Below are 23404 nucleotides of genomic sequence, written 5' to 3'. Positions count from 1 at the left end.
TTAATACGTACGTACGTATTAAATCGCAGCCATGCCAAAACCCTCTCTCCGCGATGCCATCCTCGACGCCGGCCTGAAGGAAATGTTCCGGACCGGCTATCACGGCACCAGCGTGCGCGACGTCACCGCCGCCGCCGGTGCGCCGCAGGGCTCCTTCACCAACCATTTCCGCTCGAAGGAGCTGTTCGCGTCCGAGGTGCTCGACCGCTACTTCCTCTATGTGCGCGGCCTCGTCGCCGAAGCGCTGGGCGACACGACGCTGGCGCCGCGCGAAAGGCTGAGAAGCTATCTCGATCTGATCACCGGCAAGCTCACGCATGACGGTTTCACCCGCGGCTGCCTGATCGGCGATTTCAGCCTCGAGGCGTCGGGCTCCAGCGAGATGCTGCGCGAGCAGCTCGACGACATCTTCCGGGAATGGCGCGCGCCGTTTGCCGCCTGCATCGCCGAGGCTCAGGCCATGGGCGAGATCGCCTCCGACTTCGATCCCGATCAGCTGGCCGATTTCCTGCTCGCATCCTGGCAGGGCGCGATGCTGCGCATGAAGGTCGAACGCAGCGAAGCGGCGCTGACGCGTTTCAAGACGATCGCATTCCAAACCGTGTTCAAGGAGTTGCCATGACCATATCCGCCGATATCAGCCTGCATCATCGCGCCGTGCTCGGGAGCACGATGGCCTATCGCGAGACCGGCCGCAGCGACGCGCCGCATGTGCTGTTCCTGCACGGCAATCCGACGTCGTCCTACATCTGGCGCAACATCATGCCGCTGGTCGCCCCCGTCGGGCATTGCATCGCGCCCGACCTGATCGGCTACGGCCAATCCGGCAAGCCCGACATCAGCTATCGCTTCTTCGACCAGGCGGACTATCTCGACGCGCTGATCGACGAACTCGGCATCGCCTCGGCCTATCTCGTCGCCCAGGACTGGGGCACGGCGCTTGCCTTCCACCTCGCGGCACGCCGTCCGCAACTGGTGCGCGGGCTCGCTTTCATGGAGTTCATCCGCCCGATGCGCGATTGGTCGGACTTCCACCAGCACGACGCCGCGCGGGAGACGTTCCGGAAATTCCGCACGCCGGGCGTGGGCGAGGCGATGATCCTCGATAACAATGCGTTCGTCGAACGCGTGCTGCCCGGCTCGATCCTGCGCACGCTCAGGGAGGAGGAGATGGCCGCCTACCGCGCGCCGTTTGCGACGCGCGAGAGCCGCATGCCGACCTTGATGCTGCCGCGCGAACTGCCGATCGCGGGCGAGCCGGCCGACGTTACTCAGGCGCTCACGGCGGCGCATGCCGCGCTCGCGGCATCGACCTATCCGAAGCTGCTGTTTGTTGGGTCGCCCGGGGCGCTGGTGTCACCGGCCTTTGCCGCCGAATTCGCCAAGACGCTCAAGCATTGCGCGGTCATTCAACTCGGCGCGGGCGGGCATTATCTGCAGGAGGATCATCCGGAGGCGATCGGCCGCTCTGTGGCCGGCTGGATCGCCGGCATCGAGGCCGCCTCCGCGCAGCGCCATGCCGCATGAGAGCAAAGAGGGCGCGACATGAGGAATGTCTCGATCACCTATTGCCGGCCGTGCGGCTATGAGAAGCGCGCGAAAGAGGCCGCGGCGCTGTTGCGCGAGCGCCTTGGCGTCGATGCGACGCTGATCCCCGGCAAGGGCGGCATCTTCGAGGTCAAGCTTGGCGACGAGGTTGTCGCCAGGCGCGCCAAGGGACATTTTCCCGATGCCGCCGAGATCGTCGCCGCGGTCACGGCCGCGCGGGATTGACGATCAGCCGAGCGCCTGTCGGCTGGCTAGCGGAAGATCATTCTCTATTCGGCCGTGCCGGTGCTTCACCGTAGTTTTCCGGATGGCCTTGCGGACCGTTCGGCGGGCTAACTGCGCGCACGCGCATGTCAAGTCTTGTCGAAGGCGGCGGGAAACGCGCATATTTGTGCACCCGCTGTCATGAATCATCCGTAATATCTTGAAGATGCGCGTTTTATTGTCTTTTGACGAATTCCACTCCGGTTTAAAACGCGCTACACGGGCCAGGGCACAGCGAAGCGCCGGCGGAGTTCGCCCGGGAGCCGTCGTCGCGGGATCGCAATTCGAGGTCTAGATGCTGGAAGCAATACGCAGGGCGATGGCGTTTCTGCGCCAGAAGCAAATCCTGCATCGGCTGGGTGTTGTCATCAGCATCGCCGTCATCGGCATCGCCTGCTACGTCCTGTATCACATGCTGCGCGGCATCGACACCAACGAGGTGCTCGAGGCCATCAAGAGCACCGAGCCGCGGCAGATTGCCCTGGCGGGACTGTTCGTCGCGGCGGGCTACTTCACGTTGACCTTCTACGATCTGTTCGCGGTGCGCGCGATCGGTCACGCCCATGTGCCCTACCGCATCAACGCGCTCGCGGCCTTCACCTCCTACTCGATCGGCCACAATGTCGGCGCCAGCGTCTTCACCGGCGGCGCGGTGCGCTACCGGATCTATTCGGCGTGGGGGTTGAACGCGATCGACGTCGCCAAGATCTGCTTTCTCGCCGGCCTCACCTTCTGGCTCGGCAATGCCGCGGTGCTCGGGCTCGGCATCGCCTACCACCCGGAGGCCGCCGCCAACATCGACCAGCTGCCGCCCTGGCTCAACCGGGCGCTGGCATTCGCGATCATCACCGCGCTGGTCGCCTATGTGGTCTGGGTCTGGACCCAGCCGCGGGTGGTCGGGCGCGGCCCCTGGACGGTGACCCTGCCGGGCGGTCCGCTGACGCTGCTGCAGATCGCGATCGGTATCCTCGACCTCGGCTTCTGCGCGCTGGCGATGTACGTACTGGTGCCGGACGAGCCAAATCTCGGCTTCGTCGTGGTCGCGGTCATCTTCGTGTCGGCGACCCTGCTCGGCTTCGCCAGCCACTCCCCCGGCGGCCTCGGGGTGTTCGACGCCGCCATGCTGGTCGGCCTCTGGCAGATGGACCGCGAGGACCTGCTCGGCGGTATGCTGCTGTTCCGGCTGCTCTACTATATTGCGCCGTTCGTCATATCTGTAATCTTGCTGACGTTTCGGGAGGTTATCGTCGGCGCCCGACTCAAACGGCTGCCGCAGGCTGATTCGGGTCCCCGCGCCGAGCCGCACCATGAGGCGGTTCTGGTTCGCAAGCGCGGTGACTCCGGGGTCTGATGAAGCGGCCCGATGCCTCCCGAGGGAAGGTCGCTATGACCGCGCCTGGGCGAGACATGAACCGACGGGATGAAAGCCGCCGCGATGGCAGTTGACGATTCGCATTCCTCCATCTTCTCGCCCTGGCCCGACCGGTTGCGCCACTCCGCGCTGATCCTGCTTGCCGCAGCGCTGGCGTTGAGCGTGGTGGTCGCGCTCGGCGAATTGTCGCTGGTGCGCGCCTGCGCCGTGTTCGTCTGCATCGCGGCCGCGGCGCTGGTGCCGTGGCGGCTGCATGATGCCGGAACCTCGCGCGAGGATGTCCGCGGCGTCAATCCGGTTGAGGCCGCTGCGGTCAGCGCGGTCGTCGCCGGCATGCCGGACCCGGCCGTGCTGCTCGATCGCGCCGGCCGCGTCATCCATCTCAACACCGCCGCGGCGCAGCTCGCGCCCGCGCTGCGCAAGAACGAACTGGCGCAATTTGCCCTGCGTTCGCCGGAGATCATCACCGCGCTGCGCGAGGCGATCGCGACCACCGAGCCGCGCCGCGCCACCTACACCGACCACGTTCCGGTCGATCGCTGGATGGAACTGGTGATCACGCCGGTGCCGGTGCCGACCCAGTTCGGCGGCACCGAGAAATGCATGCTGATGACCTTCCACGATCTGACGCCGCTGCGCCGGGTCGAGGAGATGCGCGCCGACTTCGTCGCCAATGCCAGCCATGAGCTGCGCACGCCGCTCGCCGCGCTGTCTGGCTTCATCGACACGCTGCAGGGGCCGGCGCGTGAGGACGCACGGGCGCGCGAGCGCTTCCTTGGCATCATGCACACCCAGGCGACCCGCATGGCGCGGCTGATCGACGACTTGCTGTCGCTGTCGCGGGTCGAACTGTCGGCCCATGTACGGCCCGAGGCCTCGATCGATATCGTGCCGATCATCCGCCAGGTGGCCGACGGGCTCGAGGCACTGGCCAGCGAGCGCCAGGTCGAGATCGAGGTCGATTTGCCTCAGGCCCCGGTCATGATCGCCGGCGACCGCGAGGAACTGCTCCGCCTGTTCGAGAACCTGATCGAGAACGCTCTCAAATACGGCGCCTCCGGGGGCCGCGTCATAGTGTCGCTGAATCAGGCCGTTTCGGGCGCATCGGGCGAGGGGACCCCCGAAATCCGTGTCATGGTACGGGATTTCGGCCCCGGCATCGCCCCGGAGCACCTGCCGCGACTGACCGAGCGCTTCTACCGGGTCGACGTCGGCGACAGCCGCAACCAAGGCGGAACGGGCCTCGGATTATCGTTGGTGAAACATATTCTTAACCGTCATCGCGGGCGTCTTTTGATCGAGAGCGTGCCCAAGAACGGCGCCACTTTTACCGCCTGTTTTCCCCGCCCGAAGACCCCGTCACCAACCCAAAGCTAAGCATTTTCAGCTGCTTAGCGCTGTCATCCAACTGTCATCCAACCTTCGTAAAAGCAGCACCGACCGCTCCTAGATGGACCGGCGTGAGCGCGATCGGGCGCATTCGGCGCTTCGCTCACTGGATGGAGACAACCCATGAATTTCATCAAAGCAATCGTCGCAGCCGGCATGATCGCCGCTTCGACGTCGGCCTTCGCTGCCGATATTACCGGCGCGGGCGCGACGTTTCCGTTCCCGATCTATTCGAAGTGGGCTGACGCCTACAAAAAGGAGACCGGCAACGGTCTGAACTACCAGTCGATCGGCTCCGGCGCCGGCATCAAGCAGATCCAGGCCAAGACCGTGACCTTCGGCGCCACCGACGCGCCGCTCAAGCACGAGCAACTCGAGAAGGACGGCCTCGTCCAGTGGCCGATGGTGATGGGCGCGATCGTCCCGGTCGTGAACCTCGAAGGCATCAAGCCGGGCGACCTGATCCTGTCGGGCGAAGTGCTCGGCGACATTTATCTCGGCAAGATCACGAAGTGGAATGACGCGGCGATCGCCAAGCTCAATCCGAAGCTGACCCTGCCGGCCGACGCCATCACCGTCGTGCGCCGTTCGGACGGTTCGGGCACCACCTTCAACTTCACCGACTATCTCTCCAAGTCGAACGCCGACTGGAAGTCCAAGGTCGGTTCCGGCACCGCGGTCGAATGGCCGGTCGGCGTCGGCGCCAAGGGCAACGAAGGCGTTGCCGGCAACATCAGCCAGACCAAGAACGCGATCGGCTATGTCGAATATGCCTACGCCAAGCAGAACAAGCTGACCTACACCGGCTTGGTCAACAAGGCCGGCAAGACCGTGCAGCCGACCATCGCTGCCTTCCAGGCCGCCGCCTCGAACGCCGACTGGGCCAAGGCTCCCGGCTACTACGTGATCCTGACCGACCAGCCGGGCGAAGCCTCCTGGCCGATCACCGCGGCGACCTTCATCCTGATGCACAAGGACTCGACTGACAAGGCGGCCTCGCAGGAAGCGCTCAAGTTCTTCAAGTACGCCTTCGAGAAGGGCGACAAGGCAGCTGAAGAGCTCGACTACATCCCGATGCCGGACGCGGTCGTCAAGCTGATCGAGAAGACCTGGTCGTCGGACATCAAGAGCTAAGGCCGACGTTGCGGCAGGACCTGTGCCGACTCGATCGCGGCACAGGTTGAGCGACCAAGACCCGGTCTCCATCACCGCGGCAACAAGCGCGGGATCGAGGCCGGGGGTTCGCGCCTCAAGAGGCGTGGCTGGAACGACGACGCCCGGCCAAATGCGTCAGTGAAGATCGCTTCGGGGCGTAGCGGTTTGCGTGGCTTTTTTGCATACTAAAGAGGGGATTGGCGTGGCAGACATGGCTGTTCAGAGCGATGTGATGGAAGCCGCGGGACCTTACGATCGCGCCAAGGCCCTCAGCGCCTTCAAGCTCGGTGACCTCACCTTCTATTGGATCACCCGCATCTCGGCGATCTCGGTTCTGTTGATCCTCGGCGGCATCATCCTGTCGCTGATCGTCGGCGCCTGGCCGGCGATGAAGGAATACGGCTTCGCCTTCCTGTGGACGCAGCGCTGGGCGCCCTCGGCCGATCCGCCGGTGCTCGGCGCGCTCGGCCCGATCTACGGCACGCTGATCACCTCCGTCATCGCGATGATGATCGCCATTCCGGTCGGCATCGGCATCGCCGTGTTCCTCACCGAGCTCTGCCCGCAAGTGCTGCGCCGCCCGATCGGCATCGCGATCGAGCTGCTCGCCGGCATCCCGTCGATCATCTACGGCATGTGGGGCTTCTTCGTGCTGGGCCCGTTCCTGGCCAACACCTTCCAGCCCTTCATGATCCGGATCTTCGAAGGCGTCCCGGTGCTGGGCGCGGTGTTCGCCGGTCCGCCGTCCTATCTCAGCCTGTTCAACGCCGCGCTGATCCTTGCGATCATGGTGCTGCCCTTCATCACCGCGATCTCGGTCGACGTGTTCAAGACCGTGCCGTCGGTGCTGAAGGAAGCCGCCTACGGCATGGGCTGCACCACCTGGGAAGTCGTCCGCAACGTCGTGATCCCCTACACCCGCGTCGGGGTGATCGGCGGCATCATGCTGGCGCTCGGCCGCGCCCTCGGCGAGACCATGGCGGTGACCTTCATCATCGGCAACTCGTTCCGGATCTCGTCGTCGATCTTCGCGCCGGGCACCACGATCTCGGCGGCGATCGCTAGCGAGTTCGCCGAGAGCGACGGCCTGCATCAGTCCGGCCTGATCCTGCTGGGCCTGCTGTTGTTCGTGCTGACCTTCTTCGTGCTCGCCGGCGCGCGGCTGATGCTGATGCGGCTTGAAAAGAAGGCGGGGAAGTAACGCCATGAACCCGATCTACAAATCCCGCCGCCGCAGCGACATCGTCATCCGCGCACTCTGTGTCGGCGCGGCGCTGTTCGGCGTCACCTGGCTGGCGCTGATCCTGATCACGCTGCTCTACAACGGCCTTGCCGGCCTCAGCGTGCAGCTGTTCACCCAGAACACGCCGCCGCCCGGCTCGACCGAAGGCGGCCTGCTCAACGCCATCGTCGGCTCGGTCATCATGACCGTGATCGGCGTCGGCATCGGCGCGCCGCTTGGCCTGTTCGCCGGCACCTACCTCGCCGAATACGGCAAGCACGACAAGCTGACCTCGGTGATCCGCTTCATCAACGACATCCTGCTCAGCGCGCCGTCGATCATCATCGGCCTGTTCATCTATGGTGCGGTGGTGGTGCCGATGCGCGGCTTCTCGGCGATCGCAGGCAGCCTCGCGCTCGCGGTGATCGTGATCCCGGTCGTGCTGCGCACCACCGAGGACATGCTGCTCTTGGTGCCCAATCCGCTGCGCGAGGCCGCCTCCGCGCTCGGCCTGCCGCGTTCGCTGGTGATCAAGCGGATCGCCTATCGTGCCGCGCGATCGGGGCTGATCACCGGCGTGCTGCTGGCGACCGCCCGCGTCGCCGGCGAGACCGCGCCGCTGCTGTTCACCGCGCTGTCGAACCAGTTCTTCAGCCTGGATCTGACCAAGACGATGGCCAACCTGCCGGTGACCATCAACAACTTCGTGCAGAGCCCCTACGCCTACTGGAAAGAGCTGGCGTGGAGCGGTGCGCTGCTCATTACATTCACCGTGCTCGCGTTGAATATCGGCGCGCGTATCCTTGGTGCCGAAAGGGCCGCAAAATGACCGAGCTTTCCGTCTCCACGACTGCCGCGGGCCACGTTCCCCAGGTTCCGCTGCCTGAAGCGCCGCCGAAAGTCACGGTGCGCAATCTCAATTTCTATTACGGCGAGCACCACGCGCTGAAGAACATCAACCTGACGCTCGGCACCAACCGCGTCACGGCGTTCATCGGCCCGTCCGGCTGCGGCAAGTCGACCCTGCTGCGCATCTTCAACCGGATGTATGACCTCTATCCGGGCCAGCGCGCGGTCGGCCAGCTGATGCTGGACCAGACCAACATTCTCGACCCCAAGCTCGACCTCAACTTGCTGCGCGCGCGGGTCGGCATGGTGTTCCAGAAGCCGACGCCGTTCCCGATGACGATCTACGAGAACATCGCCTTCGGCATCCGCCTCTACGAGAAGATCTCGAAGTCCGAGATGGACGACCGGGTCGAGAAGGCGCTGCGCGGCGGCGCGCTGTGGAACGAGGTCAAGGACAAGCTGAACGCGTCCGGCCTGTCGCTCTCCGGCGGCCAGCAGCAGCGCCTGTGCATCGCGCGCACCGTGGCGGTGCGCCCCGAGGTGATCCTGTTCGACGAGCCGTGCTCGGCGCTCGACCCGATCTCGACCGCCAAGGTCGAGGAGCTGATCCAGGAGCTCTCCGAGGACTACACGATCGCGATCGTCACCCACAACATGCAGCAGGCGGCGCGCGTCTCCGACAAGACCGCCTTCATGTATCTCGGCGAGCTGATCGAGTTCGACGACACCAACAAGATCTTCACCTCACCGAGCGATCGGCGCACCCAGGACTACATCACCGGCCGGTTCGGTTGACCGGCGCATGATCCGGAAAAGTGGAAACCGGTTTTCCGATCAGGGCATGCTAAAATTCAGGACACGAAACCATGATCCCCGGGATCATGGTTTGAGGGAGACAAGCGATGGCTTCTGAACATACCGCCAAGGCATTCGACAGCGACCTGCAGGAGTTGACCCGCCTGGTCGCCGAGATGGGCGGCCTGGTCGAGCGGATGATTACCGAGTCGGTCGACGCGCTGATCCGTCGCGACGTCGCGCTCGGCAAGCGCGTGGTCGCCGCCGACATCGAGATCGACAATCTGCAGCGCAACATCGAAGAGCGCGCGGTGCTGACGATCGCGCGCCGCCAGCCGATGGCGATCGACCTGCGCGAGATCGTCAGCGCGATGCGCGTCGCCACCGACCTCGAGCGGATCGGCGACCTCGCCAAGAACATGGGCAAGCGTGTCGCGGCGCTGGAGAGCGATTTCCAGCCGCTGAAGCTGATCCGCGGCCTCGAGCACATGACCGACCTCGTGCTGTCGCAGGTCAAGTCGGTGCTCGACGCCTACGCCGCGCACGACCTGCCGGCGGCGATGAACGTCTGGAAGGGCGACGAGGAGGTCGATGCGATCTGCACCTCGCTGTTCCGCGAACTGCTCACCTACATGATGGAAGATCCGCGCAACATCTCGTTCTGCATCCATCTGATGTTCTGCGCCAAGAACATCGAGCGGATCGGCGATCACGCTACCAATATCGCAGAGACCGTGTTCTACATGATCGAGGGCCAGCAGATCACCGACAAGCGCCCGAAGGGGGACATGACCACTTTTGCCACCACGGTGCCGGGCAACTGAAGGCATCATCGGCAAGCGCGAAACCGGCAAGAGTGAAACTGGACGATCCTCGCGACAATTCGTTTCCGCGGGGACTATGCTCAAGGAAGTAAGCGTTTCGGTTTGCGTCTGGGCAACGGATCACCACAGAGAAAGAACTTAAACCGATGAGCGCACGCATTCTGGTAGTCGAAGACGAGGAAGCGCTGACGACGCTGTTGCGCTACAACCTCGATGCGGAAGGCTACGATGTCGAGACGGTGGGGCGCGGCGACGATGCCGACACGAGGCTGAAGGAGCGCGTTCCCGACCTCGTGGTCCTCGACTGGATGCTGCCGGGCCTGTCCGGCATCGAGCTGTGCCGCCGCCTGCGGGCGCGGCCCGAGACCAAGCAGCTTCCGATCATCATGCTGACCGCGCGCGGCGAGGAAAGCGAGCGCGTGCGCGGGCTTGCCACCGGCGCCGACGATTACATCGTCAAGCCGTTCTCGGTGCCGGAGCTGCTGGCGCGGGTGAAGGGCCTCTTGCGCCGCGCGAGCCCGGAGCGGCTTGCAACCGTGCTGACCTATGGCGACATCGAGCTCGACCGCGAGAAGCGCCGCGTGGCGCGCTCGGGCCGCCCGATCGATCTCGGGCCGACCGAGTATCGCCTGCTCGAATTCTTCCTCGAGCATCCCGGCCGCGTGTTCAGCCGCGAGCAACTGCTCGACAGCGTCTGGGGCCGCGACATCTACATCGATGAACGCACCGTCGACGTGCATATCGGCCGCCTGCGCAAGCTGCTCAATCCGGGCCGCGAGCAGGATCCGATCCGCACCGTGCGCGGCGCCGGCTACGCGCTCGACGACCGCTTTGCCAAGGCCGAGCCGCAGCCGTAATGGCCGTTGCGGGATTCATATCCCGTAGCACGGTGTCGTCCCGGCCTAGTGCGCAATTGCGCACGGGAGCCGGGACCCATACGCCGCGGCCGGCGTAATCGGCACGGGGCCAGACGGCTTTCTAACAACACGCATTAGTGGTTATGGGTCCCGGCTTTCGCCGGGACGACGCCGATGATGTAACGGGCCACGCGCCATAAAAAAATCCCCGCTTTCGCGGGGATTTGTTTTTCAGGTCTTCCGTAGTTTCCCGAGTGCTCACTTGATCTGCGGTTTCGCCGACGGCCGGCGGCGATCGGCGGCGGGCTGGTAGGCGACGCGCGAGTGATGCGCGCAATAGGGCAGGCCGCCGAGCGCCTTGCCGCCGCAGAAGAAGAATTCCGGGCTTGAGGGATCGCCGACCGGCCAGTGACAGGTGGCCTCGTTGAGTTCGAGCAGCGACAGCCGCTGGCTCATCGGCACCACATTGTCGTAGGAGATCGGATCGGGCTCCATCTCGACCTCGAAGGCGTGCGCCAGCGCGGTGTTGCCGCGGGACACCGGGCGCGCCACCCGCATCATGTGCTGGGCGGGGCGGGCCTTGCGCTGCCGCGGCGCGGCCGTGGAGGGGGCCTTGGCGCGGCCGGAGAGGCCGAGCCGATGCACTTTGCCGATCACGGCGTTTCGCGTCACATTGCCAAGTTCCGCCGCGATCTGGCTGGCCGACAGGCCAGACTCCCAGAGTTTCTTCAGCTGCTCGACGCGATCGTCGGACCAGGTCAATACAGTCATCGCATTCTTCCCTTCGCGTAGCGCCGGCCAATCATTGGAGCGGCGCTGCGAGCCAATCTGGACAAATATCCCTGCGGCCAGAATCCCTTAGCCCTCGCCGGGCGCGGTCTTGCGCCCGAACGTTTACGCGCGATACGAAGGCTACTTAGAGGGTCCAGTACTGCCGCACGAGATGTCGTACCCGACAGGCCAAACGCTACAATATGGCGTGACTCTGGCGCAAGAGTCCGCGGCCGTGCGTCCACATGTTCCGATACAGTTAAGCATTGCGATGAGGCTTTTCCACCGCACCGGAATGCTCCGGATTGCGCTCGTTTCGCATTGCAGGAAGGCCACTTCGTGGCGATTGACACCTACCGACCGCAGCATAGAATGTCCGCCACGTGCCGCCCGCAAAGGCGGCCGTTTTGTTTTCCGAAGCTGGCCGTTGCTGCGCTGGCGTCAAGCCCCGCGGCAATTGTCGGCTCAAAAACCGTCAGTGAACGCCATGACCAACGCTGCCACGTCGCATCTGCTCCCCGTCTTCGCCAGGGTCGATCTCGGCTTCGAGCGCGGTGAGGGCGCCTGGCTGATCGCAACCAACGGCGACCGTTATCTCGATTTCACCTCGGGCGTTGCGGTGAACGCGCTCGGGCATGCGCATCCGCATCTGGTCAAGGCGCTGCAGGACCAGGCGACCAAGCTCTGGCACATGTCGAACCTGTTCAAGAGCCCGGACGGCGAGGTGCTGGCCGCGCGGCTGTGCGAGCAGAGCTTTGCCGACTTCGTGTTCTTCTGCAATTCCGGCGCCGAAGCGATGGAGGGCGTGATCAAGCTGGTCCGCCATTATCACTTCTCCAAGGGCCATGGCGAGCGCTACCGCATCATCACCTTCGAGGGCGCCTTTCACGGCCGCACGCTGGGCACGCTGGCCGCGACCGGCTCGGCGAAATATCTCGAAGGCTTCGGCCCGCCGATGGACGGCTTCGACCAGGTGCCGCATGGCGACATCGAGGCGTTGAAGAAGGCGATCGGTCCGCACACCGCCGGCATCCTGATCGAGCCGGTGCAGGGCGAGGGCGGCGTGCGCTCGGCGCCGCAGGCGTTCTTCAAGGCGCTGCGCGCGCTCTGCGACGAGCATGGCCTGCTGCTCGCCTTCGACGAAGTGCAGACCGGCATGGGCCGCACCGGCGAGCTGTTCGCCTACAAGCGCACCGGCGTCACGCCGGATGTGATGTCGCTGGCCAAGGCGCTCGGCGGCGGTTTCCCGATCGGCGCGGTGCTGGCGACCGCGAAAGCGGCCGAAGGCATGGCGCCCGGCTCGCACGGCTCGACCTTCGGCGGCAATCCGCTCGCGGTCGCCGCCGCCAATGCCGTGCTCGACGTCATGCTGAAACCCGGCTTCTTCGAGCATGTGCAAAAGATGTCGCTCTTGCTCAAGCAGAAGCTCGCTTCCGTCGTCGACCGCTATCCCGGCGTGCTGTCGGAGGTGCGCGGCGAGGGGCTGTTGATCGGCGTCAAGGCCGTGGTGCCGTCGGGCGACCTGATCGCAGCACTGCGCAACGAGAAGCTGCTCACCGTCGGCGCCGGCGACAATGTGGTACGGTTCCTGGCGCCCCTGATCGTGACCGAGGCCGAGATCGATACGTCGATCACCGCGCTCGAGCGCGCCTGCGCGACATTGTCGGCGGCCCAGCCGAAGAAGGCGGCTGGATAATGAGCAAGCCGGTCCGTCACTTCCTCGATATCAACGAGCTGCCGCTCGGCGAGCTGCGCAACATGCTGTCCGCCGGAGCCGCCATGAAGGCGAAGCTGAAGGCGCATGAGAAGGGCAGGAAGCCGCTTGAAGGCAAGACGCTGGCGATGATCTTCGAGCGCCCGTCGACCCGCACAAGGGTGTCGTTCGACGTCGGCATGCGCCAGCTCGGCGGTGAATCCATCATGCTGACCGGTGCCGAGATGCAGCTCGGCCGCGGCGAGACCATCGCCGACACCGCGCGCGTGCTGTCGCGCTATGTCGATGCGATCATGATCCGCATCCTCAACCATGACGCGCTGCTCGAGCTCGCGGCTCACGCCACCGTCCCCGTCATCAACGGCCTGACCCGGCGTTCGCATCCCTGCCAGGTGATGGCCGACCTCATGACCTATGAGGAAAACCGCGGCTCGATCGAGGGCAAGACCGTGGCCTGGACCGGCGACGACAACAACGTGCTGGCCTCCTGGGCGCATGCCGCCGAGCGGTTCAAGTTCCAGCTCAATGTCGCAACCCCGCCGGAGCTGTCGCCGAAGAAGCCGATGCGCGACTGGATCAAGGCGACCGGCGCGCCGATCATGCTCGGCAGCGATCCGGAAGCCGCCGTGCGCGGCGCCGACTGCGTCGTCACCGACACCTGGGTGTCGATGGGTGACAAGGAGGGCGAGCACCGCCACAACGTGCTGCGGCCCTATCAGGTCAATGCCAAGCTGATGTCGCTCGCCAAGCCGGACGCATTGTTCATGCACTGCCTGCCCGCGCATCGCGGCGAGGAGGTCACCGACGAGGTGATCGACGGGCCACAATCCGTGGTGTTCGACGAGGCGGAAAACCGCCTGCATGCGCAGAAGGGCATCCTGGCCTGGTGTTTCGACGCGGTCGCGTAGTCGTAGATCAGTAAGCGCTGTCGTCCCGGGCAAGCGCAGCGCGACCCGGGACCCATAACCACCGCTGTCAATTGTTGTGAAAGCTGGGACCCCAGCTTGATGCAGCAACTCACATTGGTGGTTATGGGTCCCTGCTTTCGCAGGGACGACGGATAGATCCGTTCCGGTGAACCCCTTTCGTTTTGCGGTCCGAGACCCCAGATAGAGCGCCATGGTTTCACAATCCCCCGACATCAAAATCACGCCCGAGGCGCCGGTTCGCGCGCCCTCAGCGGTTCCTGTCGACGATGCCGTGCTGGCCTTCGAGGTCGGCGCGCTGGACCTGCGCGGCCGGCTGACCCGGCTTGGCCCCGCGCTCGACGAGATCTTGCACAAGCACGATTATCCGCCCGCGGTCGGCAAGCTGCTTGGCGAGGCGATCGTGCTGACCACGCTGCTCGGCTCGTCGGTCAAGTTCGAGGGCCGCTTCATTCTGCAGACCCGGACCGACGGTCCGGTGTCGCTCCTGATCGTCGATTTCCAGGCGCCCGACCGGCTGCGCGCCTATGCGCGCTACGACGCATCGCGCCTCAAGAACGGCCAGAGCTCGGGCGAGCTGCTCGGCAAAGGCCACCTTGCGATGACCATCGATCAGGGCTCGAACACCAGCCGCTACCAGGGATTGGTCGCGCTCGACGGCGGCGGCCTGGAAGAGGCAGCCCATGAATATTTCCTGCGCTCGGAGCAGATTCCGACGCGTGTGCGGCTTGCGGTCGGCGAGGAGATGCGCGGTGGCGAGGGCGGCAAGCTGCACTGGCGCGCCGGCGGCATCCTGCTGCAATTCCTGCCCAAGGCGCCCGAGCGGGCCAAGCAGGCCGATCTGCATCCCGGCGATGCGCCGGAAGGCACGGCTACGCATAGCGTGCCGGACGACGATGCGTGGGTCGAGGGACAGTCGCTGATCTCGACCGTCGAGGCCGTCGAGCTGATCGATCCCGATCTGTCCGGCGAGCGGCTGCTCTATCGCCTGTTCCACGAACGCGGCGTTCGCGTCTTCAACCCGCAAACGCTGCGCGCGCAGTGCTCCTGCTCGCGCGATGCGGTGTCGTCGATGCTGAAGAGCTTCGCGCCGAACGACCGCGCCGAGATGGTGAAGGACGGCAAGGTCGTCGTGACCTGCGAGTTCTGCTCGTCGGTGTATGAGTTCACGCCGCAGGAAGCCGGCGTGGAGCAGGCGCGTTCGTCATCGTAGGCCGGATGAAGCCAACGGGTCGCGCGAACGCGCGCCCGATGACAGGCTCCGCGCAATCCGGGGCCGCTCCAATCGCGTATGCACCTGCCCCGGATTGCGCTTCGCTCCATCCGGGCTACGCAGGCGTCAGTTCAACACCCTTTTGCCGCCCGGGCTCGGGCTGTCCAGCGAGAATGTCGGCACGTCGATGTCGAAGCGCTCGCCGGCTTCGGTGACCATCTGATAGCTGCCGGTCATGAAGCCGGAGGCGGTCGGCAGCGGCACGCCGCTCGTGTATTCGAAGCGCTCGCCGGGCGCGAGCACCGGCTGCTCGCCGACCACGCCCTCGCCGCGTACCTCCTGGCGGCGGCCGGCGGCGTCGGTGATGATCCAGTGCCGCGTCCGCAGTTGCACCGTTTCCGGGCCCGAATTGACGATCACGATCTTGTACGACCAGAAATATTCGCGCCGGTCGACCGACGAGCGCTCCGGCATGAAGTTCGGCTCGACGGTGACTTCGATCTGGCGGGTAACGGCGCGGTACATGCGGCTCAATCCGATGGTCCTGGCGTATGGTCCGTTTTCGACCGGATCATGCTCGAACAGGGCGCCATCATAGCCAATTGAGCCGCCGGAACCAATCGCCCGCCGGGCCGTGAAAAGGCGGCCCAAGGGCGGTCCGTTCATCGCGGTTTCAACATAGTTCCGCTCTAAAGCGCGGCCGCATGCCGCCGCACTCCGTGCTTTGTCGGCAACTCGCGGACCGATATTATCTTTTCAGCACGGCGTGCGGGGCGTCCGCGGCCGACACGGTGTTTGATGAGCTCGATTGCCGACCCCATAGCCGGTTCGCCGGTGGCTGACGCCAAGGCCGAGGTAAAGGCTGAGGTCGAGGCGAAGGTTGCTGCGCCCGCGATCACGCTGCCGGCGACCGGCGAGCGCGAGCTCCGCCTCGATCTGTTCCGCGGGCTCGCGCTGTGGCTGATCTTCATCGATCATCTGCCGACCAATCTTCTGACCTGGCTGACGATCCGCAATTACGGCTTCTCCGACGCCACCGAGATCTTCATCTTCATCTCCGGCTACACCGCGGCCTTCGTCTACGGCCGCGCCATGCTGGAGGGCGGCTTCGTGATCGCGACCGCGCGCATCCTGCGCCGGGTCTGGCAGATCTATGTCGCGCATGTCTTCCTGTTCACGATCTTCCTCGCCGAGATCTCCTATGTCGCGACCTCGTTCGAGAACCCGCTCTACAGCGAGGAAATGGGGATCATGGACTTCCTCAAGCAGCCCGACGTCACCATCGTCCAGGCGCTGCTGCTGCGCTTCCGTCCCGTCAACATGGACGTGCTGCCACTCTATATCGTCTTGATGCTGTTCCTGCCGCTGATCCTGTGGCTGATGAAATGGAAGCCCGACGTCACGCTCGGCCTCTCGGTCGTGCTCTACGCGCTGACCTGGCAGTTCGACCTCTATCTCTCGGCCTACCCGAACGGCTTCTGGGCGTTCAATCCGTTCGCCTGGCAATTGCTGTTCGTGTTCGGCGCCTGGTGCGCGCTCGGCGGCGCGCGGCGGATGTCGCGCATCCTGTCGTCGAACATCACGATGTGGATCTGCATCGTCTATCTGGTCGCGGCGTTCTTCGTGACGCTGACCTGGTACGTGCCGCAGCTCGGCCACATCATGCCGAAGGTGATCGAGCAATGGATGTATCCGATCAACAAGACCGACCTGGACGTGTTGCGGTTCGCGCACTTCCTGGCGCTCGCCGCGCTCACCGTACGCTTCCTGCCCAAGGACTGGCCGGGGCTGAAATCGCCCTGGCTGCGACCTTTGATCCTGTGTGGCCAGCATTCGCTTGAGATATTCTGCCTCGGGGTCTTCCTCGCCTTTGCCGGTCACTTCGTGCTTGCCGAAGTATCTGGCGGTGCCGCACTGCACGCCTTGATCAGCGTCTGCGGCATCCTCATCATGTGCGGCATGGCGTGGATCATTTCGTGGTACAAACACTCCGCCGACAAAGGCGCCTCGAAAAAAGGCGCCGCCGGCAACGCCGATCTGGCGGGAGGGGGAGCATGAAGTCCGCGCGGACGATGCTGGGCCTGACGCTGCTCGCAGCCTGCCTGACGGCCGGTTTGGCGGCGGCGCCCGCGCGCGCCGGCGACACGGCGGAGCCGGCACCGCCGCCGCCCTGCGACGTGCCCGCCTATCTGCTTACGAGCGAGAGCTCGCTGCCCAAGGTCACCGACGCCATCAAGTCCAACCGGCCGCTCAACGTGCTGGTCGTCGGCAGCCGCTCCTCGACCATCCAGGGCAACGAGGCGAGCGCCTATCCGGCCACGCTGCAGGCGGCGCTGAAGGAGGCGTTGCCGTCGTCGACGATCGATCTATCCGTAGAATTACAGGGAAAGAGCACCGCCGAGGAGACCGCGGGAACTCTTGTTAAGCTTGTTGAAGCAAAAAAGCCTACTTTGGTTATCTGGCAGACCGGAACGGTCGATGCTATGCGAGCAGTCGATCCCGACGATTTCCGTACCGCCATCAACGAAGGCGTTGTTGCGTTGCGGGACGCCGGGACCGACGTGGTGCTGGTCAATCTGCAATACAGCCCGCGTACGGAGACGATGATCTCTGCGCCGCCATATCTCGACAACATGAAGGTGGTGGCGCAGCAGCACGACGTTCCGCTGTTCGACCGGTTCGCGATTATGAAGCAGTGGAGCGACGCCGGATATTTTGACCTGTTCAGCACCTCGCATGGTGTCGATCTGGCCAAGAAGGTTCATGCCTGTCTCGGCCGCGCACTGGCGAAATTCGTGATCGATGCGGCCCATCTGGGCCCGGTGCAGCAGAATTAAGGAAGCAGAGTAAATGCGTTTTGCCTTTCCTTTTCGCGCTTCCGCAAAGCGGAGTCTGTGCGCCGTTGCGGCGCTGGCACTGCTCGCGGTCGCGCCGTTGCGCGCGCAGACCGGGCAGGGCGACCAGCATGCAGCGATCTCATCCGGTACCAAGGCTGAAGCCACGAAGACGGAGCCGAGTAGGCCCGCCGCGATCGAAGCGACCGCCGCTCAGCAGCCGCAACCCGGCGTCGCCGCGAAGGCGTTCGACAGGGTGAAGCAGGCCGCGAAATCCGCCAGCGACATCTTCCACCGCGTGCCCTGTCAGCAGCCCAAGGGTGTGCCGAACAGCACCGGCTCGCTACCGCATGTCGCGGCCAAGCTCGCCGCCGGCAAGCCGGTCGTCATCATCGCGTTCGGCTCGTCCTCGACCCAGGGCTATGGTTCGTCTGCGCCGGAATTCACCTATCCCAACCGGCTCGCCGGACAGTTGCGCCGGCAATATCCGTCCGCCGACATCACCGTGCTCAATCGCGGCAAGGGCGGCGAGGACGCGCCCGAGATGATGGCGCGGCTGCAAACCGAAGTGATCGACGTACATCCCGACATGGTGATCTGGCAGGTCGGCACCAACGCGGTGCTGCGCAACCTCGATCCTGCCGAGACCGCCAAGCAGGTCGAGGACGGCGTGGCGCGCCTTCAGGCGTCCGGCGCCGACGTCGTGCTGGTCGATCCGCAATATTCGCCGCGCGTCACCGAGCGTCCCGAAAGCGCGCGCGGCATGGTGAAGCTGCTCGGCCGCATCGCCGCGCTGCGCCATGTCGGCATCTTCCCGCGCTTCGAGGTGATGCGCGACTGGCACGAGAAACAGGCGATCCCCATCACCGATTTCGTCACCGCCGACGGCCTGCACATGAACGACTGGGGCTATGCCTGCTTCGCCCAGCTGCTCGGTGACGACATCATCCGCGCGGTCGGTGCGATCAAGATCGGCGTCAACGTCCCCGCCGACGTCAGGACCTACCGGCCGATGTGATCGGACTCTGTCTCTCTCCTTGCGTTCGCTCTATCACCGTCACCCTGAGGTGGCCGCTTCTTCAGCGGCCCTCGAAGGGTCGACGGCCCGACTTGGGGGCCGTGCACCCTTCGAGGCTCGCTCCGCTCGCACCTCAGGATGACGGGACTGATACCGTCGCGGACTCTTGCCTCGACCATCCGGCCACACTCACCACCAATCTTGACCTCGCCGCGGTAATCCGCTCCCTTTGCGCCTGCACCAATCCTTCTCGGGATGAAGCTCTTTAAGGGAAACGCTCATGTCTTTCGTGCTGGCCATCGATCAGGGCACCACATCGTCGCGCGCCATGGTGTTTCGCGGCGACATCTCCATCGCCGCCGTCGCGCAGCAGGAGTTTCCGCAGCATTTCCCTGCCTCCGGCTGGGTCGAGCACGAGCCGGAGGACATCTGGACCTCGACCGTGATGGTGTGCCGCGAGGCGCTGGAGAAGGCCGGCCTCAAGGCCAAGGACATCGCCGCGATCGGCATCACCAACCAGCGCGAAACCACCGTGGTGTGGGACCGCGCCACCGGACAGGCCGTGCACCGCGCCATCGTCTGGCAGGACCGCCGTACCGCCGACATCTGCGCCAGGCTCAAGGCCGAGGGCCATGAGCCTGCGATTTCGGCCAAGACCGGTCTCATTATCGATCCCTATTTCTCGGGCACCAAAGTGGCCTGGATCCTCGATCACGTGCCGGGTGCGCGCGAGCGCGCCGAGCGCGACGAACTGCTGTTCGGCACCGTCGACAGCTATCTGTTGTGGCGGCTCACCGGCGGGAGAGTCCACGCCACTGACGCCACCAATGCCTCGCGCACGCTGCTGTTCAACATCCACACCGGCGCCTGGGACGACGACCTCATCAAGCTGCTGCGCGTGCCGCGCTCGATGCTGCCCGAGGTGAAAGATTCCTCCGCCCGGTTCGGCGAGAGCACGGCGGACTTATTTGGCGGCCCGATCGCGATTTCCGGTATCGCCGGCGACCAGCAGGCCGCGACCATCGGTCAGGCCTGCTTCGAGCCCGGCATGATGAAGTCGACCTACGGCACCGGCTGCTTCGCGCTGCTCAACACCGGCACCACGCCGGTGGCCTCGAAGAACAAGCTGCTCACCACCATCGCGTACCAGCTCGGCGGCCAGCGCACCTACGCGCTCGAAGGTTCGATCTTCGTCGCCGGCAGCGCGGTGCAGTGGCTGCGCGACGGCCTCGGCATCATCAAGCACGCCGCCGAGACCGGGCCGCTTGCCGACAAATCCGACAGCATGCAGAGCGTCTATCTCGTGCCCGCCTTCGTCGGCATGGGCGCGCCGTACTGGAATCCGCGCGTGCGCGGCGCGCTGTTCGGGCTGACCCGCAACACCGGCCCGGCCGAGCTCGCGCATGCGACCTTGGAGAGCGTCTGCTACCAGACCTTCGATCTGTGGGCCGCGATGCGCACCGACTGGCCCGAGGCCAACGCCGCCAACACCGTGCTGCGCGTCGACGGCGGCATGACCGCCTCGGACTGGACCATGCAGCGGCTCGCCGATCTGCTCAACGCCCCGGTCGATCGCCCGATGATCCAGGAGACCACGGCGCTAGGCGCCGCCTATCTCGCCGGCCTCGATGCCGGCGTCTATCCGGAGCCCGCGAAGTTCGCCGACAATTGGCGGCTCGAGCACCGCTTCAGGCCGGCGATGAGCCAGGCGACGCGCGAGCGCAAGCTCGCCGGCTGGGCCCGCGCCGTGAAGGGCGTGCTGGCGAGCGACGAGGGGGAGTAGGGGAGCGGTGTCGCCGCGATGTTTCTCCACCTCTCCCGCTCGCGGGGGAGGTCGTAGCGCATCGTCAGATGCGCTACGGGTGGGGGCTCTCTCCTCACCAAGAGTGTCGCAAGCGGCGACACCCCCACCCCAGCCCTCTCAGCGCGAGCTTTGCTCGTCGCGACCCGCAAGCGGGAGAGGGGGCGCAGCGCCGCTGCGGTTGCCGCTCAATTCAATCTCGTCAAGTGCGCACAACAATCAATAACAACCATCGGAGAACAACATGAACACGGATCTCAACCGGGTCACCAAGCTACTCACCGCCGCGCTCTGCGCCGCGATGTTCGCCGCTCCCGCCACCGCGCGCGAGAAACCGAGCCCGCTCGTCGCAGCGCGCGAGGTCAAGACCGACGTCGCGGGGCTGAAGGTGCCGGGCCAGATCCTGGTCGATGTCTGGGGCATTCCGCACATCTATGCCGGCAACGAGCACGACCTGTTCTTCCTGCAGGGCTTCAACGCCGCGCGTGACCGGCTCTGGCAGATCGATCTCTGGCGCAAGCGCGGGCTCGGCCTCTTGGCGAAGGACTTTGGCCCCGCTTATGCCGAGCAGGACAAGGCGCTGCGTCTGTTCCTCTATCGCGGCGACATGAATGCGGAATGGGCCGCCTATGGCCCGAAGGCGAAATCCTATGCGGAGGCCTTCGTCGCCGGCGTTAACGCCTATGTCGCCGACGTCCAGGCGGGCAAGCGCGCGCTGCCGATCGAGTTCAGGATCGCAGGCACGATGCCGGATTTGTGGTCGGCGGAGGACGTCGTGCGCGTCCGCAGCCATGGTCTCACGCGCAACGTCGCCTCCGAGGTGAAGCGCTCGCGGGTGGCCTGCGCTGTCGGCCTCGATGCCGATCGTTTCCGCGTCAAGCTGGAGCCGACCTGGACCACCAGGATTCCCGACGGCCTCGATCCCTGCAGCGTGCCGAAGGCGGTGCTCGCCGCCTACGATCTTGCCACGCGGCCGGTGAAGTTCGCCGCGCCGAAGGACCAGAAGGCGGCGCTGGCGCACGACCCCGACACGTTCCTCGCCGAGGCCGATCAGCAGCGCGACACCATCGGCTCCAACAACTGGGTGATCGCGGCATCGCGCACCGCGACCGGACGTCCGATCCTCGCCAACGATCCGCATCGCGAGCACTCGGTGCCGTCGCTGCGTTACATCGTCGGCCTCAACGCACCCGGCATCTCCGTGATCGGCGCCGGCGAGCCGGCGCTGCCGGGCATCTCGATCGGCCACAACGACACCATCGCGTTCGGGCTGACCATCTTCAACGTCGATCAGGAAGACCTCTACGTCTACGAGCTCAATCCCGACAATCCGAACCAGTACCGCTACGGCACCGGCTGGGAGGACATGCGGATCGTGCACGAGAAGGAAGCGGTGAAGGGCGAGGCCGACCGCGACCTCGAGCTGAAGTTCACCCGCCACGGCCCGGTGATCTTCGTCGACGCCGACAAGAAGCATGCGTTCGCCGTGCGCTCGATCTGGTTCGAGCCGGGCACCTCGGCCTATTTCGGCTCGTCGGACTACATGACCGCGAAAAGCTGGAACGGCTTCCTCGGTGCGATGCGGCGCTGGGGCGCGCCGTCGGAGAACCAAGTTTATGCGGATATCAGCGGCAATATCGGCTGGGTCGCCGCCGGCAAGACGCCGCGCCGCGCCAGTTTCGACGGCCTGATGCCGGTGCCCGGCGACGGCCGCTATGAGTGGCAGGGCTTTCTGTCGCTCGACGAATTGCCGAAGCTCTATCAGCCGAAGCAGGGCTTCATCGCCACCGCCAACCAGATGAACCTGCCGGCGGACTATCCGGTGGGTGAGCGCAGGGTCGGATTCGAATGGGCCGACAGCGCGCGCTGGCAGCGCATCACCGAGGTGCTGCAGGCCAACAGCAAGGTGACGCTGGCGGACGCGATGGCGCTGCAGAACGACGACACCGGCATGCTCGCGCGGCGCCTGGTCGCGCTGCTGAAGCCGCTCACGTCGGATGACGCGAACGTCAAGAAGGGCCTCGATCTGCTCAAGGCGTGGGATGCGCGCGACGCGGCCGACAGCGCGGCCGCCGCGGTCTATGAGGTGTGGATCGCAAACCATCTCGGCCCGGTGCTGCTCAAGACCACCGCGCCGAAGGCGGCCGAGCTGATCGCGCCGGAAGCCTCCAGCATCTCCGCGATTGTTGGCTATCTCGAAAAGCCGGACGCGGCGCTCGGCAGCGATCCCTCAGCCGAGCGCGACCGCGTGCTGCGCGACAGCCTCGGCGAGGCCGTCGCCGATGTTGCCGACAAACTCGGTCCCGATGCGTCGACCTGGCGCTGGGGCCGGCTGCATGTCGCGCAGTTCAATCACGCGCTGATGCCGCTCGCCGACAAGGCGACCGCGGCGCAGATGCAGGTCGGCCCGCTCGCCTTTGGCGGCGCCGCCAACGTGCCGCGCGCCGCCACCTATCGCCGTTCCGACTATCATCTGATCTCCGGCGCTTCATTCCGCATGGTGCTCGATGTCGGCAATTGGGATGCGAGCCGCGCCGTCAACACGCCGGGCCAATCCGGCGATCCCTTCAGCGGCCACTACCGCGACCTCGCGCCGCTGTGGGCGACGGGCCAGTATGTGCCGCTGCTCTACAGCCGCGGCGCTGTGGAAGCCGCAACCGCGGAGGCGATCACGCTGACGTCGAGGTGAGGGGGCGAGTACGTCTCACTGGCCGCGCCACAAACTCCACCGTCGTCCCGGCGAAGGCCGGCAACTGTTATGTCGGTTTGGTCTGTAGGTACGGCTTTCGGTCTCGCATCATGGCATTGAGGACCGTGAGCAGCTTCCTGGCGACGGCGATGAGGGCGAGTTT

General features: G+C 65.3%; 21 protein-coding genes. 19 read left to right on the top strand and 2 right to left on the bottom strand.

Going from position 1 to position 23404, the window contains the following annotated elements; translation table 11 throughout:
• Positions 1-31 precede the first annotated feature (31 nt).
• The 11 genes from PMN64_RS14645 (at position 32) to phoB (ending at position 10275) form a co-directional block, all read left to right on the top strand.
• A complete protein-coding gene (locus PMN64_RS14645) occupies positions 32-622 on the top strand; it encodes a TetR/AcrR family transcriptional regulator (protein WP_028340518.1) in 591 nt (196 codons plus the stop codon).
• Entirely contained in the window at positions 619-1527 is a 909-nt protein-coding gene (locus PMN64_RS14640) for a haloalkane dehalogenase (protein WP_411781165.1), read from the top strand. The genes PMN64_RS14645 and PMN64_RS14640 overlap by 4 nt, the downstream gene beginning before the upstream one ends.
• Before the next feature lie 18 nt (positions 1528-1545).
• Positions 1546-1773, top strand: a complete 228-nt coding sequence (locus PMN64_RS14635; RefSeq protein ID WP_028340520.1) for an Rdx family protein — start codon at positions 1546-1548, stop codon at positions 1771-1773.
• Between the two features lie 334 nt (positions 1774-2107).
• Complete coding sequence (locus tag PMN64_RS14630) at positions 2108-3163, top strand: lysylphosphatidylglycerol synthase domain-containing protein (protein ID WP_026192163.1); 1056 nt, start codon at positions 2108-2110, stop codon at positions 3161-3163.
• An 84-nt stretch (positions 3164-3247) separates the two neighbouring features.
• On the top strand, positions 3248-4561 hold the full coding sequence (locus PMN64_RS14625) for an ATP-binding protein (protein ID WP_411781164.1): 1314 nt from the start codon (positions 3248-3250) through the stop codon (positions 4559-4561).
• 135 nt (positions 4562-4696) lie between these two features.
• Positions 4697-5707: a phosphate ABC transporter substrate-binding protein PstS gene (gene pstS, locus PMN64_RS14620; RefSeq protein ID WP_411781163.1), complete on the top strand. Its 1011-nt coding sequence runs from the start codon at positions 4697-4699 to the stop codon at positions 5705-5707.
• A 232-nt stretch (positions 5708-5939) separates the two neighbouring features.
• Complete coding sequence (gene pstC, locus PMN64_RS14615; protein ID WP_038384873.1) at positions 5940-6929, top strand: phosphate ABC transporter permease subunit PstC; 990 nt, start codon at positions 5940-5942, stop codon at positions 6927-6929.
• 4 nt (positions 6930-6933) lie between these two features.
• The gene (pstA, locus tag PMN64_RS14610; protein ID WP_050386784.1) at positions 6934-7779 is read left to right on the top strand and encodes a phosphate ABC transporter permease PstA; all 846 of its coding nucleotides are present in this window, start codon (positions 6934-6936) and stop codon (positions 7777-7779) included.
• The gene (gene pstB, locus PMN64_RS14605; RefSeq protein ID WP_016844065.1) at positions 7776-8594 is read left to right on the top strand and encodes a phosphate ABC transporter ATP-binding protein PstB; all 819 of its coding nucleotides are present in this window, start codon (positions 7776-7778) and stop codon (positions 8592-8594) included. Before pstA ends, pstB begins: the two co-directional genes overlap by 4 nt.
• Positions 8595-8701: 107 nt before the next feature.
• The gene (phoU, locus tag PMN64_RS14600) at positions 8702-9418 is read left to right on the top strand and encodes a phosphate signaling complex protein PhoU (protein WP_016844066.1); all 717 of its coding nucleotides are present in this window, start codon (positions 8702-8704) and stop codon (positions 9416-9418) included.
• A gap of 146 nt (positions 9419-9564) precedes the next feature.
• On the top strand, positions 9565-10275 hold the full coding sequence (gene phoB, locus PMN64_RS14595; RefSeq protein WP_016844067.1) for a phosphate regulon transcriptional regulator PhoB: 711 nt from the start codon (positions 9565-9567) through the stop codon (positions 10273-10275).
• A gap of 258 nt (positions 10276-10533) precedes the next feature.
• On the opposite strand, the gene PMN64_RS14590 is transcribed toward phoB, so the two are convergent.
• Positions 10534-11046, bottom strand: a complete 513-nt coding sequence (locus PMN64_RS14590; protein ID WP_304498444.1) for a GcrA family cell cycle regulator — start codon at positions 11044-11046, stop codon at positions 10534-10536.
• 487 nt (positions 11047-11533) lie between these two features.
• Here PMN64_RS14590 and PMN64_RS14585 point away from each other — a divergent pair, with 487 nt between their 5' ends.
• The 3 genes from PMN64_RS14585 (at position 11534) to PMN64_RS14575 (ending at position 14899) form a co-directional block, all read left to right on the top strand.
• On the top strand, positions 11534-12742 hold the full coding sequence (locus PMN64_RS14585; protein WP_304498445.1) for an aspartate aminotransferase family protein: 1209 nt from the start codon (positions 11534-11536) through the stop codon (positions 12740-12742).
• A complete protein-coding gene (argF, locus tag PMN64_RS14580) occupies positions 12742-13668 on the top strand; it encodes an ornithine carbamoyltransferase (RefSeq protein ID WP_016844071.1) in 927 nt (308 codons plus the stop codon). The genes PMN64_RS14585 and argF overlap by 1 nt, the downstream gene beginning before the upstream one ends.
• A 211-nt stretch (positions 13669-13879) precedes the next feature.
• Complete coding sequence (locus PMN64_RS14575; protein ID WP_304498446.1) at positions 13880-14899, top strand: Hsp33 family molecular chaperone; 1020 nt, start codon at positions 13880-13882, stop codon at positions 14897-14899.
• Positions 14900-15025: 126 nt separating this feature from the next.
• On the opposite strand, the gene apaG is transcribed toward PMN64_RS14575, so the two are convergent.
• Complete coding sequence (gene apaG, locus PMN64_RS14570; RefSeq protein ID WP_411781162.1) at positions 15026-15424, bottom strand: Co2+/Mg2+ efflux protein ApaG; 399 nt, start codon at positions 15422-15424, stop codon at positions 15026-15028.
• Between the two features lie 273 nt (positions 15425-15697).
• On the opposite strand from apaG, the gene PMN64_RS14565 reads away from it, so the two are divergent.
• The 5 genes from PMN64_RS14565 (at position 15698) to PMN64_RS14545 (ending at position 23241) form a co-directional block, all read left to right on the top strand.
• Complete coding sequence (locus PMN64_RS14565) at positions 15698-16957, top strand: OpgC domain-containing protein (RefSeq protein ID WP_411781161.1); 1260 nt, start codon at positions 15698-15700, stop codon at positions 16955-16957.
• A complete protein-coding gene (locus PMN64_RS14560; RefSeq protein ID WP_411781160.1) occupies positions 16954-17736 on the top strand; it encodes an SGNH/GDSL hydrolase family protein in 783 nt (260 codons plus the stop codon). The genes PMN64_RS14565 and PMN64_RS14560 overlap by 4 nt, the downstream gene beginning before the upstream one ends.
• A 13-nt stretch (positions 17737-17749) precedes the next feature.
• Positions 17750-18751: an SGNH/GDSL hydrolase family protein gene (locus tag PMN64_RS14555; RefSeq protein ID WP_411781159.1), complete on the top strand. Its 1002-nt coding sequence runs from the start codon at positions 17750-17752 to the stop codon at positions 18749-18751.
• Between the two features lie 280 nt (positions 18752-19031).
• Positions 19032-20534: a glycerol kinase GlpK gene (glpK, locus tag PMN64_RS14550; RefSeq protein ID WP_304498450.1), complete on the top strand. Its 1503-nt coding sequence runs from the start codon at positions 19032-19034 to the stop codon at positions 20532-20534.
• 262 nt (positions 20535-20796) lie between these two features.
• Positions 20797-23241, top strand: coding sequence for a penicillin acylase family protein (locus tag PMN64_RS14545; protein ID WP_411781158.1), 2445 nt, complete (start codon positions 20797-20799; stop codon positions 23239-23241).
• Positions 23242-23404 lie beyond the last annotated feature (163 nt).

Source organism: Bradyrhizobium sp. UFLA01-814, from assembly GCF_046718885.1.
GTDB lineage: Bacteria > Pseudomonadota > Alphaproteobacteria > Rhizobiales > Xanthobacteraceae > Bradyrhizobium > Bradyrhizobium elkanii.
Note: the sequence above shows the minus strand (reverse complement) of the source record. Positions and strands in the feature narration are given on the sequence as shown.